The sequence below is a fragment of the Streptomyces sp. NBC_00878 genome (genome assembly GCF_026341515.1).
GTDB lineage: Bacteria > Actinomycetota > Actinomycetes > Streptomycetales > Streptomycetaceae > Streptomyces.
The window spans coordinates 4,226,470-4,246,809 of record NZ_JAPEOK010000001.1 but is presented as its reverse complement, the minus strand read 5'-3'; the positions used below and the strand labels follow the sequence as shown (position 1 = coordinate 4,246,809).

13 protein-coding genes and 1 riboswitch are annotated in these 20,340 nt (G+C 67.9%); of the genes, 9 read left to right on the top strand and 4 right to left on the bottom strand.

The genetic code is table 11. The features are described 5' to 3' along the window. Complete coding sequence (locus tag OHA11_RS17675; protein ID WP_266497319.1) at positions 1 to 1,272, bottom strand: cytochrome P450; 1,272 nt, start codon at positions 1,270 to 1,272, stop codon at positions 1 to 3. Between the two features lie 74 nt (positions 1,273 to 1,346). Between OHA11_RS17675 and OHA11_RS17670 the strand changes: the two genes are divergently transcribed. The 7 genes from OHA11_RS17670 (at position 1,347) to OHA11_RS17640 (ending at position 10,153) form a co-directional block, all read left to right on the top strand. Continuing rightward, the gene (locus tag OHA11_RS17670; RefSeq protein WP_266497316.1) at positions 1,347 to 3,419 is read left to right on the top strand and encodes a recombinase family protein; all 2,073 of its coding nucleotides are present in this window, start codon (positions 1,347 to 1,349) and stop codon (positions 3,417 to 3,419) included. Between the two features lie 259 nt (positions 3,420 to 3,678). Further along, positions 3,679 to 4,614 carry a transglycosylase family protein gene (locus tag OHA11_RS17665; protein ID WP_266497314.1) on the top strand — a complete coding sequence of 312 codons (936 nt, stop codon included), beginning with the start codon at positions 3,679 to 3,681 and terminating at the stop codon, positions 4,612 to 4,614. Between the two features lie 273 nt (positions 4,615 to 4,887). Then, positions 4,888 to 5,058, top strand: a riboswitch (cyclic di-AMP (ydaO/yuaA leader). Between the two features lie 4 nt (positions 5,059 to 5,062). After that, positions 5,063 to 5,770, top strand: a complete 708-nt coding sequence (locus OHA11_RS17660; RefSeq protein WP_266497311.1) for a transglycosylase family protein — start codon at positions 5,063 to 5,065, stop codon at positions 5,768 to 5,770. A gap of 518 nt (positions 5,771 to 6,288) precedes the next feature. Then, on the top strand, positions 6,289 to 7,569 hold the full coding sequence (eno, locus tag OHA11_RS17655; protein ID WP_266497309.1) for a phosphopyruvate hydratase: 1,281 nt from the start codon (positions 6,289 to 6,291) through the stop codon (positions 7,567 to 7,569). 197 nt (positions 7,570 to 7,766) lie between these two features. Further along, positions 7,767 to 8,243: a septum formation initiator family protein gene (locus OHA11_RS17650; protein WP_266497307.1), complete on the top strand. Its 477-nt coding sequence runs from the start codon at positions 7,767 to 7,769 to the stop codon at positions 8,241 to 8,243. Positions 8,244 to 8,369: 126 nt separating this feature from the next. After that, on the top strand, positions 8,370 to 8,891 hold the full coding sequence (locus OHA11_RS17645; RefSeq protein WP_266497305.1) for a DUF501 domain-containing protein: 522 nt from the start codon (positions 8,370 to 8,372) through the stop codon (positions 8,889 to 8,891). Positions 8,892 to 9,175: 284 nt separating this feature from the next. Beyond that, on the top strand, positions 9,176 to 10,153 hold the full coding sequence (locus tag OHA11_RS17640) for a Ppx/GppA phosphatase family protein (protein ID WP_266497302.1): 978 nt from the start codon (positions 9,176 to 9,178) through the stop codon (positions 10,151 to 10,153). A gap of 102 nt (positions 10,154 to 10,255) precedes the next feature. Here OHA11_RS17640 and OHA11_RS17635 read toward each other — a convergent pair whose 3' ends face one another. Then, positions 10,256 to 12,238, bottom strand: coding sequence for a hypothetical protein (locus tag OHA11_RS17635; protein ID WP_266497300.1), 1,983 nt, complete (start codon positions 12,236 to 12,238; stop codon positions 10,256 to 10,258). Between the two features lie 828 nt (positions 12,239 to 13,066). Between OHA11_RS17635 and OHA11_RS17630 the strand changes: the two genes are divergently transcribed. Together OHA11_RS17630 and OHA11_RS17625 are read left to right on the top strand one after the other, a co-directional pair. Next, a complete protein-coding gene (locus OHA11_RS17630) occupies positions 13,067 to 14,494 on the top strand; it encodes an NAD(P)/FAD-dependent oxidoreductase (RefSeq protein ID WP_266497298.1) in 1,428 nt (475 codons plus the stop codon). A gap of 295 nt (positions 14,495 to 14,789) precedes the next feature. Continuing rightward, the gene (locus OHA11_RS17625) at positions 14,790 to 16,079 is read left to right on the top strand and encodes a cyclopropane-fatty-acyl-phospholipid synthase family protein (protein WP_266497295.1); all 1,290 of its coding nucleotides are present in this window, start codon (positions 14,790 to 14,792) and stop codon (positions 16,077 to 16,079) included. A 186-nt stretch (positions 16,080 to 16,265) separates the two neighbouring features. Here the strand turns inward: OHA11_RS17625 and OHA11_RS17620 are convergent, their stop codons facing one another. Together OHA11_RS17620 and OHA11_RS17615 are read right to left on the bottom strand one after the other, a co-directional pair. Continuing rightward, entirely contained in the window at positions 16,266 to 18,803 is a 2,538-nt protein-coding gene (locus OHA11_RS17620; protein ID WP_266497293.1) for an ABC transporter permease, read from the bottom strand. 445 nt (positions 18,804 to 19,248) lie between these two features. Next, positions 19,249 to 20,019 carry an ABC transporter ATP-binding protein gene (locus tag OHA11_RS17615; protein ID WP_266497290.1) on the bottom strand — a complete coding sequence of 257 codons (771 nt, stop codon included), beginning with the start codon at positions 20,017 to 20,019 and terminating at the stop codon, positions 19,249 to 19,251. Positions 20,020 to 20,340: the final 321 nt, after the last annotated feature.

Below are 20,340 nucleotides of genomic sequence, written 5' to 3'. Positions count from 1 at the left end.
CTACTCGGGTTCCTTGTTGGACGGCGTGAATGCCACGGGAAGGTTCCGCAGCCCCCGCATGATGAGCCCGCCGCGCCAACGCAAGTCCTCTGGATCAGCGGCAAGACGAAGATCGGGTAGGCGGCGCAGCAAGGTGGCCAGTGCGGTACGGCCTTCGAGTCGGGCGAGCGGGGCACCGAGGCAGTAGTGGATGCCGTGCCCGTAACCGAGGTGCTGGTTGTCCCCTCGGGACAGGTCGAGGGTGTCAGGGTCGTCGAAACGGGCGGGATCACGGTCGGCGGCGGCGAGGACCACGAGTACGGGATCACCAGAAGCGATTTGTTGTCCCCCGATGTCGAGGTGCTCGGTTGCGTAGCGCCAGGTCGCCAATTCGACAGGACCGTCGTAGCGGAGAAGCTCTTCGACGCCGGTGTCGAGCAATTCCTGTTCGCCACGCTCGATCGACTTCTGTAGTTGCGCCCGCTGCTGTGGGTTGCGAAGCAGCGCGTACGTGCCGTTGCCGATCAAGTTGATGGTGGTCTCAAAACCAGCAAACAGTAGTACGAAACACATGGCTGCGGCTTCGTTCTCGGTGAGATGCTCGCCATGGTCGGAAGCGCGGATGAGGCCGGAGATGAGGTCTTCGCCAGGGTCCGGGGCATCTGACAGAGCCTCCCGCTTGCGATGGATCAGCTCGGTGAGGTAATTGCGCATCTTCTTCACGGACCGCGCGACACCGCCCCTCGGCCCACCGCCGTGCCGGATCATCATCCCCGCCCAGTCCCGGAAGTCGTCCTGGTCTTCTCGGGGGACGCCGAGCAGGTCGCAGATGGCGTAGATGGGGAGAGGGAACGCGAACTCGTGGATGAGATCGGCGGAGCCCTTGTGCGCGAACTGGTCGATGAGGTGGTCGGTCAGTTTCTGGACGCGGGCTTCGAAAGCGGCCACACGGCGGGGGGTGAACGCCTTGGAGACGAGCCGACGCAGCCGTGTGTGGTCCGGTGGGTCGATGTTGAGCAGATGGGTCATGAGGTTGGCGCTGCGTTCGCCGGGGATGCCCGTCTTGCTCTTGCCGTGGGCGTCTTCGGAATGGTGCACGGGATTCTTGGAGAGCCGCGGGTCGGCGAGCGCCAGCTTGGCGTCTGTGTATCGGGTGACCAACCAGGCCTCCACCCCGCTGGGAAGTGTGGTGCGGTGCACGGGCGAGTGCTCGCGGAGCCATGCGTAGGCAGGGTAGGGGTCGGTGGCGAACTCCCAGGTGAAGAGTTCGGGTTCGATGTGCGGGGCATTCACGGGGTGACGGTACCGGGAGCAGTGGTGTCTGGCTCAGGACGTAGAACTGTGCAATTCCACTTCAACTGCACAGAGTGGCAGGTAAAGTTCTCCAAAACGGCACCGGCCCCAGAGCGCTTGCGACAGCGCAAAGGGGCCGGAACCTTCCCGGCGGTGCGCGAACACCCCGGGGACGGAACAGTCTCGGAGGACTGAACATGCCCATTGTGGCACGCCCATGCCTTGCAGCCCCTGCGGCCGTCGTCGCCAAGTACGCGCGCGTATCCACCCTCGATCAGCTTGACGGCTTCGGACTCGAAGACCAGGACAAGATCTCCGACGAATGGCTCGGCCGGCACCCTGAAGTCACCGTCTACGACTCCTACGTGGACGAAGCTGTGTCAGGGGCTCTGGAGAGTCGTCCCGAGATGGATCGTCTCGTCGTCGACGCGCACCAACAGCGCTTCAACCGGATCCTCGTGCCCAAGGTCGACCGTATTGGGCGTACGGCCCGAGCCGCCTACCAGTGGGCCTGGAACATGGCTGACATCGGTATCTACTTCATCTCGGTCGCCGAAGGCATCGATACGAGCACCGAGGCAGGGTGGCAGCAGTTCACGCAGTACGTCACCTTCTCCGAGATGGACTGGCGACGTATCAAGGAGCGCACCGTCGCCGGCCGAGAGCTGAAGATCAGTTACGGCGGCTGGCCGGGCGGCTCGGCTCCCTACGGCTACAGAATTGAGAAGGACACCAAGGAAGTCGAGGGACGCCGTAAACGTTTGTCCATCCTCGTCACCGACGCTCACGAGTCCATGGTCCTCGCTGTCGCCGCGGAACTCATCGTCGACCAGGGCATGAACCTCACCGAGGCGTGCGGTGAACTCAACAACCGCAAGCTCTTCACCCGAAGCGGCGTCCCCTGGAGCGTCGCCAACCTACGCAACCGCCTCCACAGCGAAACCATTCACGATGGCTATGTGGTCTACCGCAAGACCGACCGCGGCAGTGGAAAGAACACCACCCTCCGCTGCGACGACGGCACCCCCGTCCACGGTGCCCAGGTCAGAATCGGCGTACCGCCTATTTTCTCCGAGGAGCGGGCCGCGCAGCTCATGGCCGCTATGAAGAAGCTCGGCTTCCAGAACGGTCGGCGAGGGAATTCGGTCTACCCCCTGACGGGACGGATCCACGGCACGTGTGGCGAGGTGTACACGGGAGCGGGCCGGGGCACCGGCCGGTCGTACCGATGCAGGGGACTTCTCAGTGGCCCTTCGTGCCGCGAGCCCTACTTCGAGGCCGACCACATCGAAGGCGTCGTCTGGAAGGAACTGGCCAGGCTCCTGGAGGACGAAAGCCGTCTGCGGGACCTGGCTTCCGAACGATCGGGCAGCCTCTCCGGAGACAGGGAAAAGTACGAGAAGCGCGTTGCCGAGTTCACAACCAGAATCGCCGAACAGGAGCACCTGATCGAGGTGCGCATCCCCGAGTACGTACGTGCAGGTGTCGACTCAGCAGTACTCAAGGCCTCGGTCACGGCGCTTGAAGCCGAACTGGCGGAGTTCAAGCGGCAGCGCACGTTCGCCCAGCAGTGGCTGGAGGCGCACGCCGACCAGGAGCGCCGGGCGTGCAACCTCGTTGACATCGCCACCAATGCCGAGGATCGGCTGAAGGACTTGACACTCGAAGAACGCAAGGAAATCTTCGATCTGTTCGACCTCAAGATCGTCACCGGCGGCATGACCAACCTCCGCAAGCCCGGAGTGAAGTGCCCAGTCAGCGAGTGGCACTGGGCGACCGGAACAAAGGTGCCGCCGGACCCCGACGATGAGCAGTGGGAGAACGTACTGGAGGCGTTGCGGGCGTACTTCACCAAGCGTCACTTCACGAGCAAGTACGACATCCGTCTCCAGTTTCAGGGGATGCTCCACCGGCTTCGCCATGGTCTCTCCTGGGTCGACATGCCGCTTGCGTGGGGGCCCGTGGACCCGATTCGCGAGCGCCAGCTCTCCTGGTGGCAAAAGGGAGCCTGGCCGGAGATCATGAAGACTTTGGACGCTGGCACCACCGGGACCGACGCGTACAAGCGGCCGACCTTGCCGCAGCTAACGGTGATCGGTCAGCTCCGCCCCGGGCTGCTCGGCGGACATCCGCACCGAGGCCGCTGAAGACATGGAAGGCGGAGCCAACTGTGCGCCTATGAGAAAGCCGCGCACAGTAGCCGACGCCTCGGCGGAACATGAGACTCCGTCAACTCTGTGATCTTCACGTTATCTGCGCTGCATCGACTTGTGACAAGAGTTCGACTGCCTATACGTTCACCCATCAATGCGGCCGGTCCCACCTGCCGCAGCAGTCACAAGCGCGCGGCCCCTCGCTGTGCGCGCGCTGTGCGCAGTCCTCTGCTGTCACGCGAAAGGCAACCGCATGCTCTCCGGGAACGGTCGTCACCGTCGCCCCCGTCAGGCTCCGGCTCTCCTCGTCGCGGCGGGCGTGACCGGATCGGCCATCGCGATCCCCCTGCTCGGCGCGACCGGCGCGAGCGCCGCCAGCGGTACGACCTGGGACGCGATCGCGGAGTGCGAGAGCGGCGGCTCGTGGAGCGCGAACTCCGGCAACGGCTACTACGGCGGCCTCCAGATGACCCAGGTGACGTGGGAGAAGCACGGCGGCCTCGACTACGCGCCGAGTGCCGACCAGGCCAGCCGCTCGCAGCAGATAGCCGTCGCCGAGAAGGTTCTCGCGGCCCAGGGCACGAGCGCCTGGGCGACCTGCGGCCTCGTCGCCGGTCTGACGCAGAACTCCGGCTCGGCCGACGTCGACACGGGTGCCACGGACGACTCCCCGACCCCGTCGAGCGGCTTGGGCATGGATGACGGCAACAACGGGACGAAGTCAGACACATCAGGTTCATCTGGTTCATCCGGGTCATCTGAGGCGCCCAAGGGGTCCGTGTCACCCAAGTCGTCCACGTCGCCCAGTACGACGAAAAGTGACGACTCGGACAAGTCGTCCCGCAGTGGCGATACTTCGGCCGACGCGAGCGAAAGCGCCGCGACGGACGGTTCCGGCTCCGGCCGCCACCGTGGCGACAGCGCCGACGAGGAGGCCCCCGACTCCGACGCGGGCGACTCTTCCGGTCGGCATGCCTCGCCCAGCGACAGCGAGTCGCGCGTCGCCGCCGAAGGCTCGTACACCGTGCGCTCCGGAGACAGTCTCTGGGGGATCGCCGACTCCCTCGGTATCGAGGGCGGATGGCGGGCGCTCTACGCCGAGAACAAGGAAGCCGTCGGCGACGACCCGGACTTCATCCTTCCCGGTCAGAGCCTCGACATCGACGCTGTGCCGGTAGCGGCCAAGTAGTGATCCGGGCGGCGGTCGGGGCCACGGCCCGGGCTGCCATCCGGGTCGCGGCCCGGACCGCGATCCAAGTGTGATCAAGGCGTCGAATCGGGCGAAAAACAGCGGCAGTTCGCGATGAATGTCCGGTTTCGTGAAAGTGAGAGATGGATCTCAACGACCGTGATCGTCTTTGAAATTCGGCGGATCGCGTGTCTACGGTCGTGACCGCTCGCCACTGGTGAGCCCCGACGGTCGCAACGCCGAATCCTGCCAACGGCCGTCCGGGAACAGTCGTCGCGTCAAGCGCCGTAGGCAGGAGCGGGGGACCCAAGGTAAGTGCCGGACCCGGTCGTTGAGGCCAGGTACGGCTTGGGGTTAAGCCGCGTGACAGCAGTGTCGCGCGGCCGGGCAACTCACTCGGCCCGAACCCGACAGCTCACCTCGCAGGCGTCGGTGAGGGGATCACTTCATGCTGTTTTCCGGCAAGGGCAAGCACCGCCGCCCGACCATTGCCAATCGGACTACCCGTTTCGCCGCGCTCGCCGGTGTCACCACCACCGCCGCCGTCGCCGTCCCGCTGATGGGCGCCACGGGAGCCTCCGCCGCCACCGCCTCCGAGTGGGACGCCGTCGCCCAGTGCGAGTCCGGCGGCGACTGGTCCATCAACACCGGCAACGGTTACTACGGCGGCCTGCAGTTCTCGGCCTCCACCTGGGCCGCGTACGGCGGCACGGCGTACGCCTCCTCCGCCGACCAGGCCTCCAAGTCCCAGCAGATAGCCGTCGCCGAGAAGGTCCTCGCGGGCCAGGGCAAGGGCGCCTGGCCGAGCTGTGGCGTGGGCCTGTCCGGCGCCTCGACCGGCGGTGCCCCGGCTCCCTCGGGCTCGGGCGACTCCGGCCAGAGCACCTCGCAGTCGCAGCCGAGCACCAAGTCCTCCGAGGAGCGCGCCTCGCGTTCCCAGGAGCGCCCGGCCGCGAAGCAGACCGTCAAGACCCCGACCGGCAAGAAGGTCAAGAAGGGCGACGGCGAGTACAAGGTCGTCAAGGGAGACACCCTCAGCGAGATCGCCGAGAAGAAGAACGTCAAGGGCGGCTGGCAGAAGCTGTACAAGCTGAACGACGACATCGTCGACGACGCCGACTTCATCTTCCCGGGCCAGCAGCTGCACCTCAGCTGACACCGCTGCCCTTCGGGCAGCCGCGCTCCGGCCGAGGCCTTGGCCGCTCAGCCTCGGCCGGATCTACGGTCGCTGGATCTCCGAACTCCGAACCCCCAACCTCCGGGTTCATATTCGGATTGCGGCTGAACCACAGCGCTCTCACATCCGTGTCCCCCATAGTGGAGGCCTCGTGAGGGCCGCCCCCGTCCCCCACGGGCTCCCCGCTCCGGTGCGTGTTCCCCCGTACGCACCGGGGCGGGGCTTTTTTCGTTCCCGCTCCCTTCCCGCTCCCTCTTCCCGCCCTCGCCTCCCGCCCTCTCTTCTCGTTCTCTTCCCTCTCGTCTCTCGTTCGCCTCTCGCCTCCTCGGTTTGTTCCGTTCGGAAACAATTTACTCTCGGTTCTGTCCAGGAGGCGGTCGAGGGCTGGCCGAACCCCGGCAGCCGGTTAGGCTCATGCCGCGGGGCCACCACAGGTCCGCACCCAACCGGGCCTTCGGCCCGGAACAGCTTGCGTCACATCCCAGAAGGAGATGCTCGTGCCGTCCATCGACGTCGTCGTAGCCCGGGAAATCCTGGACTCCCGAGGCAACCCCACGGTCGAGGTCGAGGTCGGCCTCGACGACGGCAGCACGGGTCGTGCCGCCGTTCCGTCCGGCGCCTCCACCGGTGCCTTCGAAGCTGTTGAGCTCCGCGACGGAGACCCCAACCGCTACCTCGGCAAGGGCGTCGAGAAGGCCGTCCTCGCCGTCATCGAGCAGCTCGGCCCGGAGCTCGTCGGCTACGACGCCACCGAGCAGCGCCTCATCGACCAGGCGATGATCGACCTGGACGCCACCGACAACAAGGCCTCGCTCGGCGCCAATGCCATCCTCGGCGTCTCCCTCGCCGTCGCCCACGCCGCGTCCGAGGCCTCCGACCTTCCCCTCTTCCGCTACCTGGGCGGACCGAACGCGCACCTGCTGCCGGTCCCGATGATGAACATCCTGAACGGCGGGTCGCACGCCGACTCCAACGTCGACATCCAGGAGTTCATGATCGCCCCGATCGGCGCGGAGTCCTTCTCCGAGGCCGTGCGCTGGGGCGCCGAGGTCTACCACACCCTCAAGAAGGTCCTGAAGAGCCGCAGCCTGTCCACCGGCCTCGGCGACGAGGGCGGCTTCGCCCCGAACCTCGGCTCCAACCGCGAGGCGCTGGACCTGATCCTCGAAGCGATCAAGGAGGCCGGTTACGTTCCCGGCCAGCAGGTCGCCCTCGCGCTCGACGTCGCCGCCTCCGAGTTCTACAAGGACGGCAAGTACCTCTTCGAGGGCAAGGAGCGCTCCGCCGCCGAGATGACGGAGTACTACGAGGAGCTCGTCGCGGACTACCCGCTCGTCTCCATCGAGGACCCGCTGTTCGAGGACGACTGGGCCGGCTGGAACGTCATCACGGAGCGGCTGGGCGACAAGGTCCAGATCGTCGGCGACGACCTCTTCGTCACCAACCCGGAGCGCCTGGCCCGTGGCATCGAGGAGGGCTCGGCGAACGCCCTGCTCGTCAAGGTCAACCAGATCGGCTCCCTGACGGAGACCCTGGACGCCGTCGAGATGGCCCAGCGCAACGGCTTCAAGTGCATGATGTCCCACCGCTCCGGCGAGACCGAGGACGTCACGATCGCCGACCTCGCCGTCGCGGTGAACTGCGGCCAGATCAAGACCGGCGCCCCGGCCCGCTCGGACCGCGTCGCCAAGTACAACCAGCTGCTGCGCATCGAGGAGATCCTCGACGACGCGGCGGTGTACGCGGGCCGTAGCGCGTTCCCGCGCTTCAAGGGCTGAGCCCTCGGGCTCCGTCTTCGTAGGAAGCGTCGTACGTACGTCCCCGTACTCGGTCCCGTACCGTGTGCGGGGACGTACGTACGTGATGGCGCGCCGGACATGACGGGCCCGACGCACGCGTCGGACTCGACGGACGCGTCGGACTTGATGGGCGGGCGCGATGGACTCGACGGGCTTGTACCGGGGAGGCGGGACAGATGGCCGTGAAGGACCGCGACCGGTTCTCCACCTCGACCAGGCTGCGGCTGCTCGGTGAGCAGACCGCCGCCCGTGTCTACCGCTCGCAGACCAAGCGCCAGGCCCGCCGCTCGCGCCTGACCGGCCGGGCGGCACTGCTCGCCCTGGTCCTGTGCTCGCTCGTGGTGGCCCTCGCCTATCCGATAAGGCAGTACGTCTCCCAGCGCGCCGAGGTCGCCGACCTTCAGCGGCAGCGGGAGCAGGCCCGCCAGCGGGTCGAGCAGTTGCGCGACCTCAAGGCGCGCTGGCAGGACGACGCGTACGCCGAGCAGCGCATCCGGGAGCGGCTGCACTATGTGATGCCGGGCGAGACCGGCTACATCGTGATCGGCCCCGACGCGGCGAAGAAGACGCGTACGGATCAGACGGCGGCCGACCGGGCCTGGTACGTCAACGTCTGGGACGGCGTCGACAAGGCAGACGCCGCCGAGGGCTGACGCACACGCGATCAACGCCTGATCAACCACTGATCGACCAGCGATCCACGACTGATCCACGACTGATCCGCCACTGATCCGCCACTGATCCACAAGTGAACTGACTAGAGAGACTTACGCACAGGCATGGAAACGCCCCCGCCGCCCACCCCGCGCACCGAGCCGACCGACGAGGACGTCGAGGCCTTCAAGCAGCAGCTCGGGCGGCCGCCGCGCGGGTTGCGCGCGATCGCGCACCGCTGTCCGTGCGGGCAGCCGGACGTCGTCGAGACGGCTCCGCGGCTGCCGGACGGGACCCCTTTCCCGACGACGTACTACTTGACGTGTCCGCGTGCGGCTTCCGCCATCGGCACGCTGGAGGCGAACGGCGTCATGAAGGAGATGACGGACCGGCTCGCCAGGGATCCGAAGCTGGCGGACGCGTACCGTGCGGCGCACGAGGACTACATCGCCCGGCGCGACTCCATCGAGGTCCTCGAAGGCTTCCCGAGCGCGGGCGGTATGCCGGACCGGGTGAAGTGTCTGCACGTGCTGGTCGCACACTCCCTGGCCGCGGGTCCGGGGGTGAACCCCCTGGGCGACGAGGCGATCGAGATGCTGCCGGAGTGGTGGCGCAAGGGGGCGTGCGTGGTGTCGGCCGAGGGGTGAATTTCGCCCCCGCCGCCCCTACCCATTCCCGTCCCTGCCTCGGAGGCGCTGCCCCCGAACCCCCGCTCCTCAAACGCCGGAGGGGCTGACTGGTAGCCCGTCCGGCGTTTGAGGACGAGCGCGTTCAGCGCGATACGGGGGTCTGGGGGCGGAGCCCCCAGAAAGGGACGATGGGGGTCCCCCCGCTCGAGCGAAGTCGAGAGTGGGGGAGGGTAGGGGCGGCGGGGGCGAGAAAACGCCCCAGATGCCCCCCGCAACGATCGCCAACGAGGAGATCACCACTCATGACTCGCGTCGCCGCCATCGACTGCGGTACCAACTCGATCCGCCTGCTCGTCGCGGACGTGGATCCGAAGACGGGCGAACTCGTCGACCTGGACCGCCGGATGACGATCGTCCGCCTGGGCCAGGGCGTCGACCGCACAGGCCGCCTCGCCCCGGACGCCCTGGAGCGGACCTTCGCGGCCTGCCGCGAGTACGCGACGATCGTCAAGGAACACGGCGCGGAACGACTGCGCTTCGTGGCGACCTCCGCCTCCCGCGACGCCGAGAACCGCGACGAGTTCGTACGCGGCGTCCTCGACATCCTGGGCGTCGAGCCCGAGGTCATCTCGGGCGACCAGGAGGCGGAGTTCTCGTTCACGGGAGCCACCAGGGAACTGAAGGGCCGCGACGAGCTCGCAAAGCCCTACCTCGTGGTGGACATCGGCGGCGGCTCCACGGAGTGCGTCGTCGGCGACGACCACGTCCGCGCCGCCCGCTCGGTCGACATCGGCTGCGTACGGATGACGGAACGGCACCTCGTGCACGACGGCGTGGTCAGCGACCCACCGACCCCGGAGCAGATCGAGGCGATCCGCGCCGACATCGAGGCGGCCCTCGACCTCGCCGAGGAGACCGTGCCGCTGCGCGAGGCCCGTACGCTCGTCGGGCTCGCCGGATCCGTCACGACCATCTCGGCGATCGCCCAGGACCTTCCGGAGTACGACTCCGAGGCCATCCACCACTCCCGGGTCTCCTACGACCGCGTCCGTGAGATCACCGAGCAGCTGCTCTCCTCCACCCACGCCCAACGCGCCGCGATCCCCTCCATGCACCCGGGCCGCGTCGACGTCATCGGCGCGGGCGCCCTCGTACTGCTCGCTGTCATGGAGCGGATCGGCGCGGACGAGGTGGTCGTCAGCGAACACGACATCCTGGACGGCATCGCCTTCAAGGTGGCGGAAGAGGCCGAGGCAGGTAAGCAAGGAGACGGGAACTGACTGACCTGCGGCGACGCAGAGCGGCCTCCGGTCATGAGCAGCGTGCGGAGGAGGCCGAGAGACGCGCGCTCTCGGCCTCCTCCGCTCCTCCCGCTCCTGCGCTCAGCCGCGACCGCGGCTGTAGGCCCAGGCGGTCTTGACGAGGGTGTCCTCGAAGCCGGTGAACGGTTCCTGCCGGGTGTACGAGTCGGTGGTGAAGTCGACGTCGACGTCGTCCGCCGTACCGCCGACCCTGTCCGCTCCGACGCCGAGCATCTGGGCGATGTTGCCGCCCTGATCCATCAGGTTCGCGGTGTCGTTGAACTGGTCGGTGTGCCAGCTGCCCGAGTAGTGCCCCACCTCGTGCGTGACGATGTTCCCGACGCCCCGGCCGATGAAGCCGATCTTGTCGCTCTGCGGTCCCAGATAGGAGTTGAGCGAGTTCGGGTTGGGCGCGGCCGCGCTGAGCAGGTCGAGCAGGACGAGTGCGGTGTCCTCGTGGCCGTAGTTGCCGGGGTCGATCGAGGAGGCGATGCCGATGGTCGGGATGCCGGACTCGGCGATGCTGCCGCCGACGACGACACGGCTGACATTGGGCCGCCCGAACGGGTCCGCGTGGTCACGGCTGTTCAGGATCCTGACGGCGAAGCGCGGGTTGGTGCCTTTCGCGGCCAGGTCGGCGGCGATGTTCTCCTTGACCGAGGCCACGACGGCGTCGATGACCTTGTCCTCGTCATCGGCGGTGAGCCCCCAGCCCGGCAGGAAGGCCGACATCGGTGACAGATCGCGTTGCGCGCCGGCGCCGCCGAAGATCGAGGTGTTGACACGAGCGCCGTCGAAGTCGAGGAAGACCGTCTGGACGGTGCCCTGCCGCTCCAGTTCGGTGCCGGGGCGGTAGGCCTCGAGAGCGGCACGGTAGGCGCCGACGCCGTCGCTCACGGCGACGTAGTACCGGCCGGCGCGCGGCGCCACCAGGTCGACGGTGGCGTTGCCTCCGCCGGGCAGGGGCGACGCCGAGGCGTAGGTTCCGCTTGTGTCGACGGCCGAGCCCATGAGCTCCGTGCCGTCGGCGTCGTAGAAGGACAGCTGGTGTCCGTTGCCGGTGACCGTGGCGCCGACGACGTCGCCGGCCTTGAGATCGACGCCGAAGACGTCCTGGTCGCCGCCCCCGCCCTCGGTGGAGAGTTTGAGGCCGTACGCGCCCTCGGAGCCCGCGCCGGTGCCGCTGGCGGAGTCGTTCGGGTCGGTGGGCGATCCGAAGTTCGGCCCGGATCCACTCACCATGAGGTAGTAGTCCCCGGTGGTGGGAAGCTGCGCGTTCACCGAGACGCTCCCGCTGACCGGGTTGTCGGCCCAGTACACGGTGCCCCCGTTCGCGTCGTACATCCGCACGATCGCGTTGAAGTCACCCTGGGCGCCCACGTCGACCGTGAGGGGTACCCCGGCCGGCACTCCGGAGACCTTGTAGAAGTCGAAGTCACCGCGACCGTCACCGGCGCTGCCGTGCGGTCCGTCACCGATGACGCCGGTGGTCTTGAGGGCCTTCCGAGTGCCGGACAGACCGGTGTCGAACGCCAGGGGGATGGCCCCGTTGTCCTCGGCACCGGCGGGCAGGGTGGGGATGTTCGGGTCCTCGGCGAGGTCGCCGGTGATGCCGACCACGGAGTTCTGGTGGCCGCCGGTGCCGAAGCCGGCGATGTGCTCGGCGGTCGGCACGGTGTCGTTGACGCCGAGCGCGCCCGCGGGCTCCTTCTCGCCGTACGCCTCTGCGGCCGCGCCCGCGCTCCGCCCGGCATCCCGCTGTGCGGCCCGGATCTTGCCCCGGGCTCCCCGATCCACGTCGGCCTGAACGAAATTGACCTTGCGTCGGACCTCGGCCGGCAGCAGCGCCAGCGCCGGATCGAAGGCCAGCCCGCCCGGGCTGACCGCGCCTTCCCGCGCGGCCTGGAGCCCGTCGGCGATCTGCTGCGCGACGCGGTCGGGCTGGTTGCGTATGGCGTCCTCATCGGCATATGCGTTTGGGGGCGATACGGCGACGGACGTTGCCCCGGTGAGTAGGGTGACGACGGCCAGCATGGTGGCTAAACGGTAGGTACCTGCGCGCATTCGATTTCCCCTCCGCAGGACCGCGATCCGATCCACGGTCCTGATCGAGCGTTCTGGTTGGGAGCGCCCTGGTCAGGAGCGCTCTGGGCAGGGCGTGATCGAGTGGATCGAGTGGAATGCCATGGCGGCGCCCGCGGTTCAGGGCGCCCGAAAGATGTGGTCTAGTCCAGCATTCGGGCATGCCCATGTCAATGAGTTGGGTGTTGCCTCCTGGGGCCGATGTGCTGCGAGTTGGAGGCTGCGCGGCCAGTCCCATCTCTGTGACGCGGGCGTGGGCCCGGTGTCTATTTCGAGCGTGGGCCCGGTGTCTATGCAGAGGACTTGCTTGACGGTTTTGCGTGGTCTGCGGGCTGGGTCTGGCCTCTTGCTGCTGTCGTCTTGGTTGCTGCCGTTCCGCCGCTCGTCGGGGGTCTCGGCTGAGCAGGCCGGGTGGCGTATGAGCGGTGTTGGAGGGCTCTGGAGGGGCTTGGGAACGGGCCCGGCAGTACCTCGTCGGAAAAGTTCGTGAAGTTCTTCACAAGAGAATCAGCCCTGTTGAGCGACGTTTTCGTTCCTCTGGGGCTTCCGGGGTCCCTGAGCGGGGCCGGAGCATGATCAACAGGGTGTTCCGCAGGCGCTGCGATCGTATGAAAAAGGGGGCTGGTTTGGCAGCGGTGAGGGGCCTCAGCGGCAGCTCACGCGGCATTGACAACGGTCCGCGTCATGCGCTGGTTCCTCTGTCATGTCATGACCTGGGTCACGTGAGCCGCGCAGTGTAGCAGAGGGTGTGAAGAAGCTTGTGAAGGGGCGCACGAGCGACCCCCCTGGGGCAGGTGGATACTCGATGGCATGAGCACCACGGAGCGTCCCAGGATCCTCGTAGTAGGTGGTGGGTACGTAGGCCTGTACGCAGCTCGGCGCATTCTGAAGAAGATGCGCTACGGCGAGGCGACCGTCACGGTCGTCGACCCCCGGTCGTACATGACCTACCAGCCCTTCCTCCCCGAAGCCGCCGCCGGCAGCATTTCGCCTCGGCACGTCGTCGTCCCGCTGCGACGCGTGCTGCCCAAGGCGGAAGTTCTCACCGGCCGGGTCACGACCATCGACCAGGACCGCAAGGTCGCCTCGATCGCCCCCCTCGTGGGTGAGGCGTACGAGCTGCCTTTCGACTACCTCGTCATCGCGATGGGCGCGGTCTCGCGCACCTTCCCGATCCCCGGCCTCGCCGAGCAGGGCATCGGTATGAAGGGCATCGAGGAGGCCATCGGCCTGCGCAACCACGTGCTCGAGCAGTTGGACAAGGCCGACTCCACGACCGACGAGGACGTGCGGCGCAAGGCGCTCACCTTCGTCTTCGTCGGCGGTGGCTTCGCCGGTGCGGAGACCATCGGTGAGGTCGAGGACATGGCCCGCGACGCGGCCAAGTACTACAACAACGTGTCCCGCGAGGACATGCGGTTCGTCCTCGTCGACGCCGCGGACAAGATCCTTCCCGAGGTCGGCCCCAAGCTCGGCCAGTACGGCAAGGAGCACCTCGAAGGACGTGGCGTCGAGGTCTACCTCTCCACCTCCATGGACTCCTGCGTCGACGGCCACGTCGTGCTGAAGAACGGCCTTGAGGTCGACTCCAACACCATCGTGTGGACGGCCGGCGTCAAGCCCAACCCGGTGCTCTCCCGCTTCGGTCTGCCGCTCGGCCCCCGTGGTCACGTGGACACGCAGACCACGCTCCAGGTGCAGGGCACGAACTACATCTGGGCCGCCGGCGACAACGCCCAGGTGCCGGACCTCGCCGGCCGCAAGGCCGGCAACGAGAACGCCTGGTGCCCGCCGAACGCGCAGCACGCGCTGCGTCAGGCCCGCGTCCTCGGCGACAACGTGATCTCCGGTATGCGGGGCTTTCCGCAGAAGGACTACAGCCACGCCAACAAGGGTGCGGTCGCCGGGCTCGGCCTGCACAAGGGCGTCGCGATGATCGTCATGGGCAAGATGAAGATCAAGCTCAAGGGTCGTCTTGCCTGGTACATGCACCGGGGCTACCACGGGCTGGCCATGCCGACGTGGAACCGTAAGATCCGCGTCTTCGCCGACTGGACTCTTGCGATGTTCCTGAAGCGTGAGGTTGTGTCGCTCGGGGCCATGGAGACTCCTCGTGAGGAGTTCTACGAGGCTGCGAAGCCGGCGCCTGCGGCCGCCGCTGCTGCTCCGGTCGAGCCCGCGTCTTCGGCCACGGTTGCGGCTACGGCCAAGGCCGAGGAGAAGGCCAAGGCTTCCTGACCCTCGGGTCATCGTTCCAACCCCGAAGGGGGCTGCCCGCCATCCGTGGTGCGGGCGGTCCCCTTCGGGGTTTTCTCGCCCCCGCCGCCCCTGCCCTCCCCCGCTCGAGCGAAGTCGAGAGTGGGGGAGGGCAGAGGCGGCGGGGGCGAAAACAACCCGGCCGGGTCCGCCGGGTGGGTGTTGGTTGCATGTATTTTGCTCAGATGTAACGCTTTGGCGGGACTGCGAATCGGGCCCGTTGGTGTTTACGTGGTGTTGGAGTCTGTTGGGATCCCTCGTCACGGAGGTGTGCGTCATGCAGGACGCGGCGCTGCGGCTGAAGGCGCTGATGGAGCAGTTGCTGGGAGCCCCCGTCCCGGTGCGGATTCGCGCCTGGGACGGCTCGGAGGCGGGCCCGCCCCAGGGCCCCGTACTCGTCGTACGGAACCGCCGGGCTCTGCGCCGACTGCTGTGGAAGCCTGGCGAACTGGGCATGGCACGGGCCTGGGTCGCCGGGGACCTGACGGTGGACGGCGATCTGTACGCCGTCCTGGCCGTCATGGCCGAGCTGGTGTGGGAGCGGGGCGAGGACGCCCGGAGTCTGCGCGAGGCCCTGCGGGACCCCGAGGTACGGGCAGCCGTACGCGGGCTCGTGAGGATGGCGGGGTCGCCACTGCCCCCCGCCCCGCCCCGCGAGGAGGTGCGGCGGCGTCGCCATCTGCACACCAAGCGCAGCGACAGACGGGCGATCAGCCACCACTACGACGTCGGGAATGACTTCTACGAGATCGTCCTCGGGCCGTCCATGGTCTACTCGTGCGCCTACTGGGAGTCCGCGGACGGCACCCTGGAGGACGCCCAGCGCCACAAGCTCGCTCTCATCGCTCGCAAACTGGACCTGAAGCCGGGCATGCGGCTGCTCGACGTCGGCTGCGGCTGGGGCTCGATGGCCATCCACGCCGCGCGCGAGTACGGCGTGCGCGTCGTCGGCGTCACGCTGTCGCAGGAGCAGGCCGCGTACGCCCGTAAGCGCGTCGCGGAGGAGGGGCTCACCGACCGGGTCGAGATCCGCGTCCAGGACTACCGCGATGTCACGGATGGTCCGTACGACGCGATCTCCTCCATCGGTATGGCCGAGCATGTCGGCAGCGACCGCTATCTGGAGTACGCGCGGGATCTGTTCGCCCTCCTGAAACCGGGCGGACGGCTCCTCAACCACCAGATCGGCCGTCGGCCGTGGCGCGACGAATCGGGGTACGAGATCGACGAGTTCATCGACGCGTACGTCTTCCCGGACGGCGAGCTCGCCCCGATCGGCGGGACCGTGAGCCAACTGGAGGCGGCCGGGTTCGAGGTCCGTGACGTCGAGTCGATCCGCGAGCACTACGCGCTCACCCTGCGCCGCTGGGTCGCCAACCTGGAGGCGGACTGGCCGAACGCGGTCCGCTTCACCAGCCCCGGCCGGGCCCGGGTCTGGCGCCTCTACATGGCCGCCTCCGCGCTCGCCTTCGAACGCAATCGGATCGGGGTGAATCAGGTGCTGGCGGTGCGGACGTCCGAGTCGGGGGCGTCGGGGATGCCGCTTCGGGCTCGTACCTGGAACTGACCTGCTGTCTTGAACTGACCTGCTGTCTGGTACTGACCTGCTGTCTGGTACTGACTCGTTCCTGGCATGTTTTGTTCCTGGGACTGGTTCGTTCCTGGAGCTGGTACGTACGCGGTTGGGGCCCCGTTCCTTGCGGACGGGGGCCCCAACTGTCGTACTGGTACTGCTGTTTCGGCTGGGTCTTCGCTACTCCGACTTGATCGCCGACAGCATGTTCAGGCGTGCCGCCCGGCGGGCCGGCCACAGGGCCGCGAGGACGCCGACCGCCCCCGCCAGGAGCAGGAAGACGCCCATCCGGCCCCAGGGCAGGACCAGTTCGTACGTCGGCATCGTGCCCGCCAGGAGTTCGCCGGCCGCCCAGCCGAAGAACACGCCCAGGCCCACGCCGAGTACACCGCCGAAGAGCGAGATGACCAGGGACTCCAGACGGACCATCCGCTTGATGCCCTTGCGGTCGAGGCCGATCGCGCGGAGCATGCCGATCTCCTGCGAGCGCTCGAAGACCGACATGGCGAGGGTGTTGATGACACCGAGGACGGCGACGATGACCGCCATCGCCAGCAGGCCGTACAGCATGTTCAGCATCAGCGTGAAGATCTGCGCGATGTCGTTGGAGACGTCCTGCTTGTCCTGGACCTTGACGGCCGGGTTGTCGCCGAGGGCCTTCTCCAGCCTGTCCTTGGTCGCGTCGGACGGGCCGCCGGAGGTCTTCACCATGACCTGCATGTCGGCGGGGTCCGTCTGGCCGGCCTGGTGCGGGGCGAGGGTCGCGGTGTCGATCATGATGCCGCGGATCAGCTCGTTGCCCTCGTAGACCCCGGCGACCGTCAGCTGCTGCTTCTTGTCGTCCTCGAACGAGGTCGTGAACGTCGAACCGGCCTTCCAGCCGTAGTGCTTGGCCGTCTCGTCGTCCACGACGATCTGCGTGCCGCCGACCTTGAAGGCGCCGTTGCCGACCTTCAGGCTGGTCAGCTCGCCGATGGTGGAGCCCGTCACGCCGGTCAGGTACTCCGTCTCCCCGTCGATGCGCGCGAGGGCGTTCCGCAGGGGGCTGGTGGCGGTGACGCCGTCCACCTTGTCGAGCTTCTTCGCGACGTCGGGCGACAGGGCGTTCCTGTTCGCCATCGAGACCACGTAGTCCGCCTTCAGCGAGGCGGTGGCCATCTTGTCGATCGACGTCTGCAGGCTGCCCGCCATCACCGTCATACCGGTGATCAGCGTCAGGCCGATCATCAGGGCGGAGGCGGTGGCGGCCGTACGGCGCGGGTTGCGTACGGAGTTCTGGCGGGCCAGCTTGCCCGAGACGCCGAAGACGCGCAGGACCGGGGCCGCGGCGGCGATCAGCGGGCGGGAGAGGAGCGGGGTGAGGATGAAGACGCCGATGATCAGCAGGACCGCGCCCAGGCCCATGGGGGCCTGGCCGGCCGAGCCGTGCAACGTCGTCGCGTAGAGGACGACCGCGATGCCGGCGGCCGCGAACAGGGCGCCGAGGGTGTTGCGCAGGACGAGGGACTTGGTCGTCGCCGCCGCGTGCACGCTGCTCATCGCCGCGACCGGGGGGATCTTCGCGGCGCGGCGGCCCGGGAGCCAGGCGGCGAGCATCGTGACCAGGATGCCGACGGCGAACGCCGTGCCGATCGTGCCCGGGGTGATGACCAGCGGGCCCGCCGGGACGGTGAGGTCCAGGGCGCCCATCAGGGCGCGCAGGCCCGCGCCGATGCCGATGCCGGCGAGCAGGCCCGTGACGGCGGCGACCGTGCCGACGACGAACGCTTCGAGGAGTACCGAGCGCGTGACCTGCTTGCGCGAGGCGCCCACCGCGCGCAGGAGCGCGAGTTCCTTGGTGCGCTGGGCGACCAGCATGGTGAAGGTGTTGGCGATGATGAACGTGCCGACGAACAGGGCGATGCCGGCGAAGACCAGGAGGCCGGTCTTGAGGCCGCTCATCTGCGACTCGATCATGACGGCCTGGTCGTCGGCGAGTTGCCGGCCCGTCGTGGTGGAGGTGGTGTCCTTCGGGATGACGTTTTCGAGGCTCGCCCGAAGTGCGGTCTGGCTGGTGCCCGGGGCCGCCTTCACGTCGATCTCGTCGTACGCGCCGGTCTTGTGGAACAGCTGTTGTGCCGTGGCCGTGTCGAAGAGGGCGAGGCTGCCGCCGGCGGCGACGTTGCCGTCGTCCGTGGTGAAGAGGGCGGTGATGGTGGGGGTGAGGACCGGGCCGTCTATCGAGAGCCGGACGGTGTCGCCGACCTTGTAGCCGGCGCGCTTCGCGGTTTCGGTGTCGAGCGCGATCTCGTTCGCGCCGCTCGGGGCCTTGCCGCTCTTGAGCGGGTAGCGGGGGTCCTTGTCGGACCAGTAGTTCCCGCCCTGCGACTGGAAGCCGTCGCCGATCAGCTTGCCGTTCTTGTCGGCGATGGCGGTGAAGCCGGTGACCACGCCGATGGCCGACTCGGCGCCGGGGGCCTTGGCGGCCTTGTCCAGGACGGCTTGGGTCAGCTCCGGGTCCTTGCGGACCTGGTCGTCCTCGGCCGGCGGGGAGTCCGGCTGGATGGCTACGTCGACCTGGTCGAAGCCCTTTGCCGAGCTCTTCTGGTAGGCGTCCGAGATGGTGTTGGTGAAGACCAGGGTGCCGGAAACGAACGCGACGCCCAGCATCACGGCGAGCACGGTCATCAGCAGCCTGGCCTTGTGCGCCAGCACGTTGCGCAGGGCGGTTCGGAACATTGTCTTCTCAGTCCTGGTGTACGAGGTGTGCGGCGTGTACGGGCGTGTACGGCGTCTGCGGCGTGTACGAGGTGGGGCGCGTGGAGCGTGGAGCGTGGCGTGTGCGCCGGGCGTCGTCGTGCGCCTGGCGTCGTCGTGGGGCGGGGACGGGCCGGGGGGTATCCGTCCTCGGTCTGGCGCGGAATCGGTGGCTTTCAGGACGTGCGCGAGTCGACGCGCCATCCGCTGCGGGCGGACACCCCCCGACCCGTCCCCTCCGGCGCGCGGGCGACTGCGGGCCGGTGGCACGGTGCGTCACTGCTGCGGGGCGCGTCCCTCGGGTGTCGGGTGGCTGGGGTCGCGTCCCTTTGGGATGGGGCTGCGGGGCGTGCCCCTTTAGGGGCGCGGGCGAATGCGCGGTCAGCCACTGACGGGCCGTGGGTGGACCGCTGTCCGGAGAGCGCGACTAGCTGGTGCGACCCTTCGCGTCGAACTGCTTCATGCGGTCCAGGACCGCGTCCGCCGTGGGGCTGAGTACCTCGTCGACCACGCGGCCGTCGGCCAGGAAGATGACGCGGTCGGCGTATGCGGCGGCCACCGGGTCGTGGGTCACCATGACGACGGTCTGGCCCAGCTCTCGTACGGAGTTGCGGAGGAAGCCGAGGACCTCGGCGCCCGAGCGGGAGTCCAGGTTTCCCGTGGGCTCGTCGCCGAAGATGATGTCCGGGCGGGACGCCAGCGCGCGGGCCACGGCGACGCGCTGCTGCTGGCCGCCGGAGAGCTGGGAGGGACGGTGGGAGAGGCGGTCGGCCAGGCCCACCATCCGGATCACCGTGTTGAGCCACTCCTTGTCCGGCTTGCGGCCCGCGATGTCCATCGGAAGGGTGATGTTCTCCAGGGCCGTGAGGGTCGGCAGGAGGTTGAACGCCTGGAAGATGAAGCCGATCTTGTCCCGGCGCAACTTGGTGAGCTGCTTGTCCTTGAGGGAGCCGAGTTCGGTGTCTCCGATGCGGACCGAGCCGGAGGAGAAGGAGTCCAGGCCCGCCACACAGTGCATCAGCGTGGACTTGCCGGAGCCGGACGGGCCCATGATCGCGGTGAACTCGGCCTGCCGGAAGTCGACGGAGACCCGGTCCAGAGCGACCACCTGGGTCTCACCCTGTCCGTAGACCTTGGACAGTTCCGAGGCGCGGGCGGCCACCGTGGTGGCACGGTCGGCGAGGGGCATGGTGGTCACGGAAGGGTGCTCCTTGTCGGTACGACGACGAGTAAGGACGACCGTTCCATCGTCGACGCCGATCGGCCTCGTGTAGTCACCCGCTGTTCTGGTTCCGAAGGCAGTCTTGGGTCGGACCCGCCTTGCCTGTGTCATACCTAGGGATGAGGCCCGCCCCTGAGGGGGGAATCGGCGACGGTTCGTCAGGTTCCGCTCGTTCGGGCGGTGAAATCACGTCATTCCCCATACGCCGTCAAGCTTCGGTCGAATGGCATTTGGCAAGTGCGTATGGCTCGTACCGTGGGCTGATGCACCCTCAGACGTCAATAAAATAAGACAACA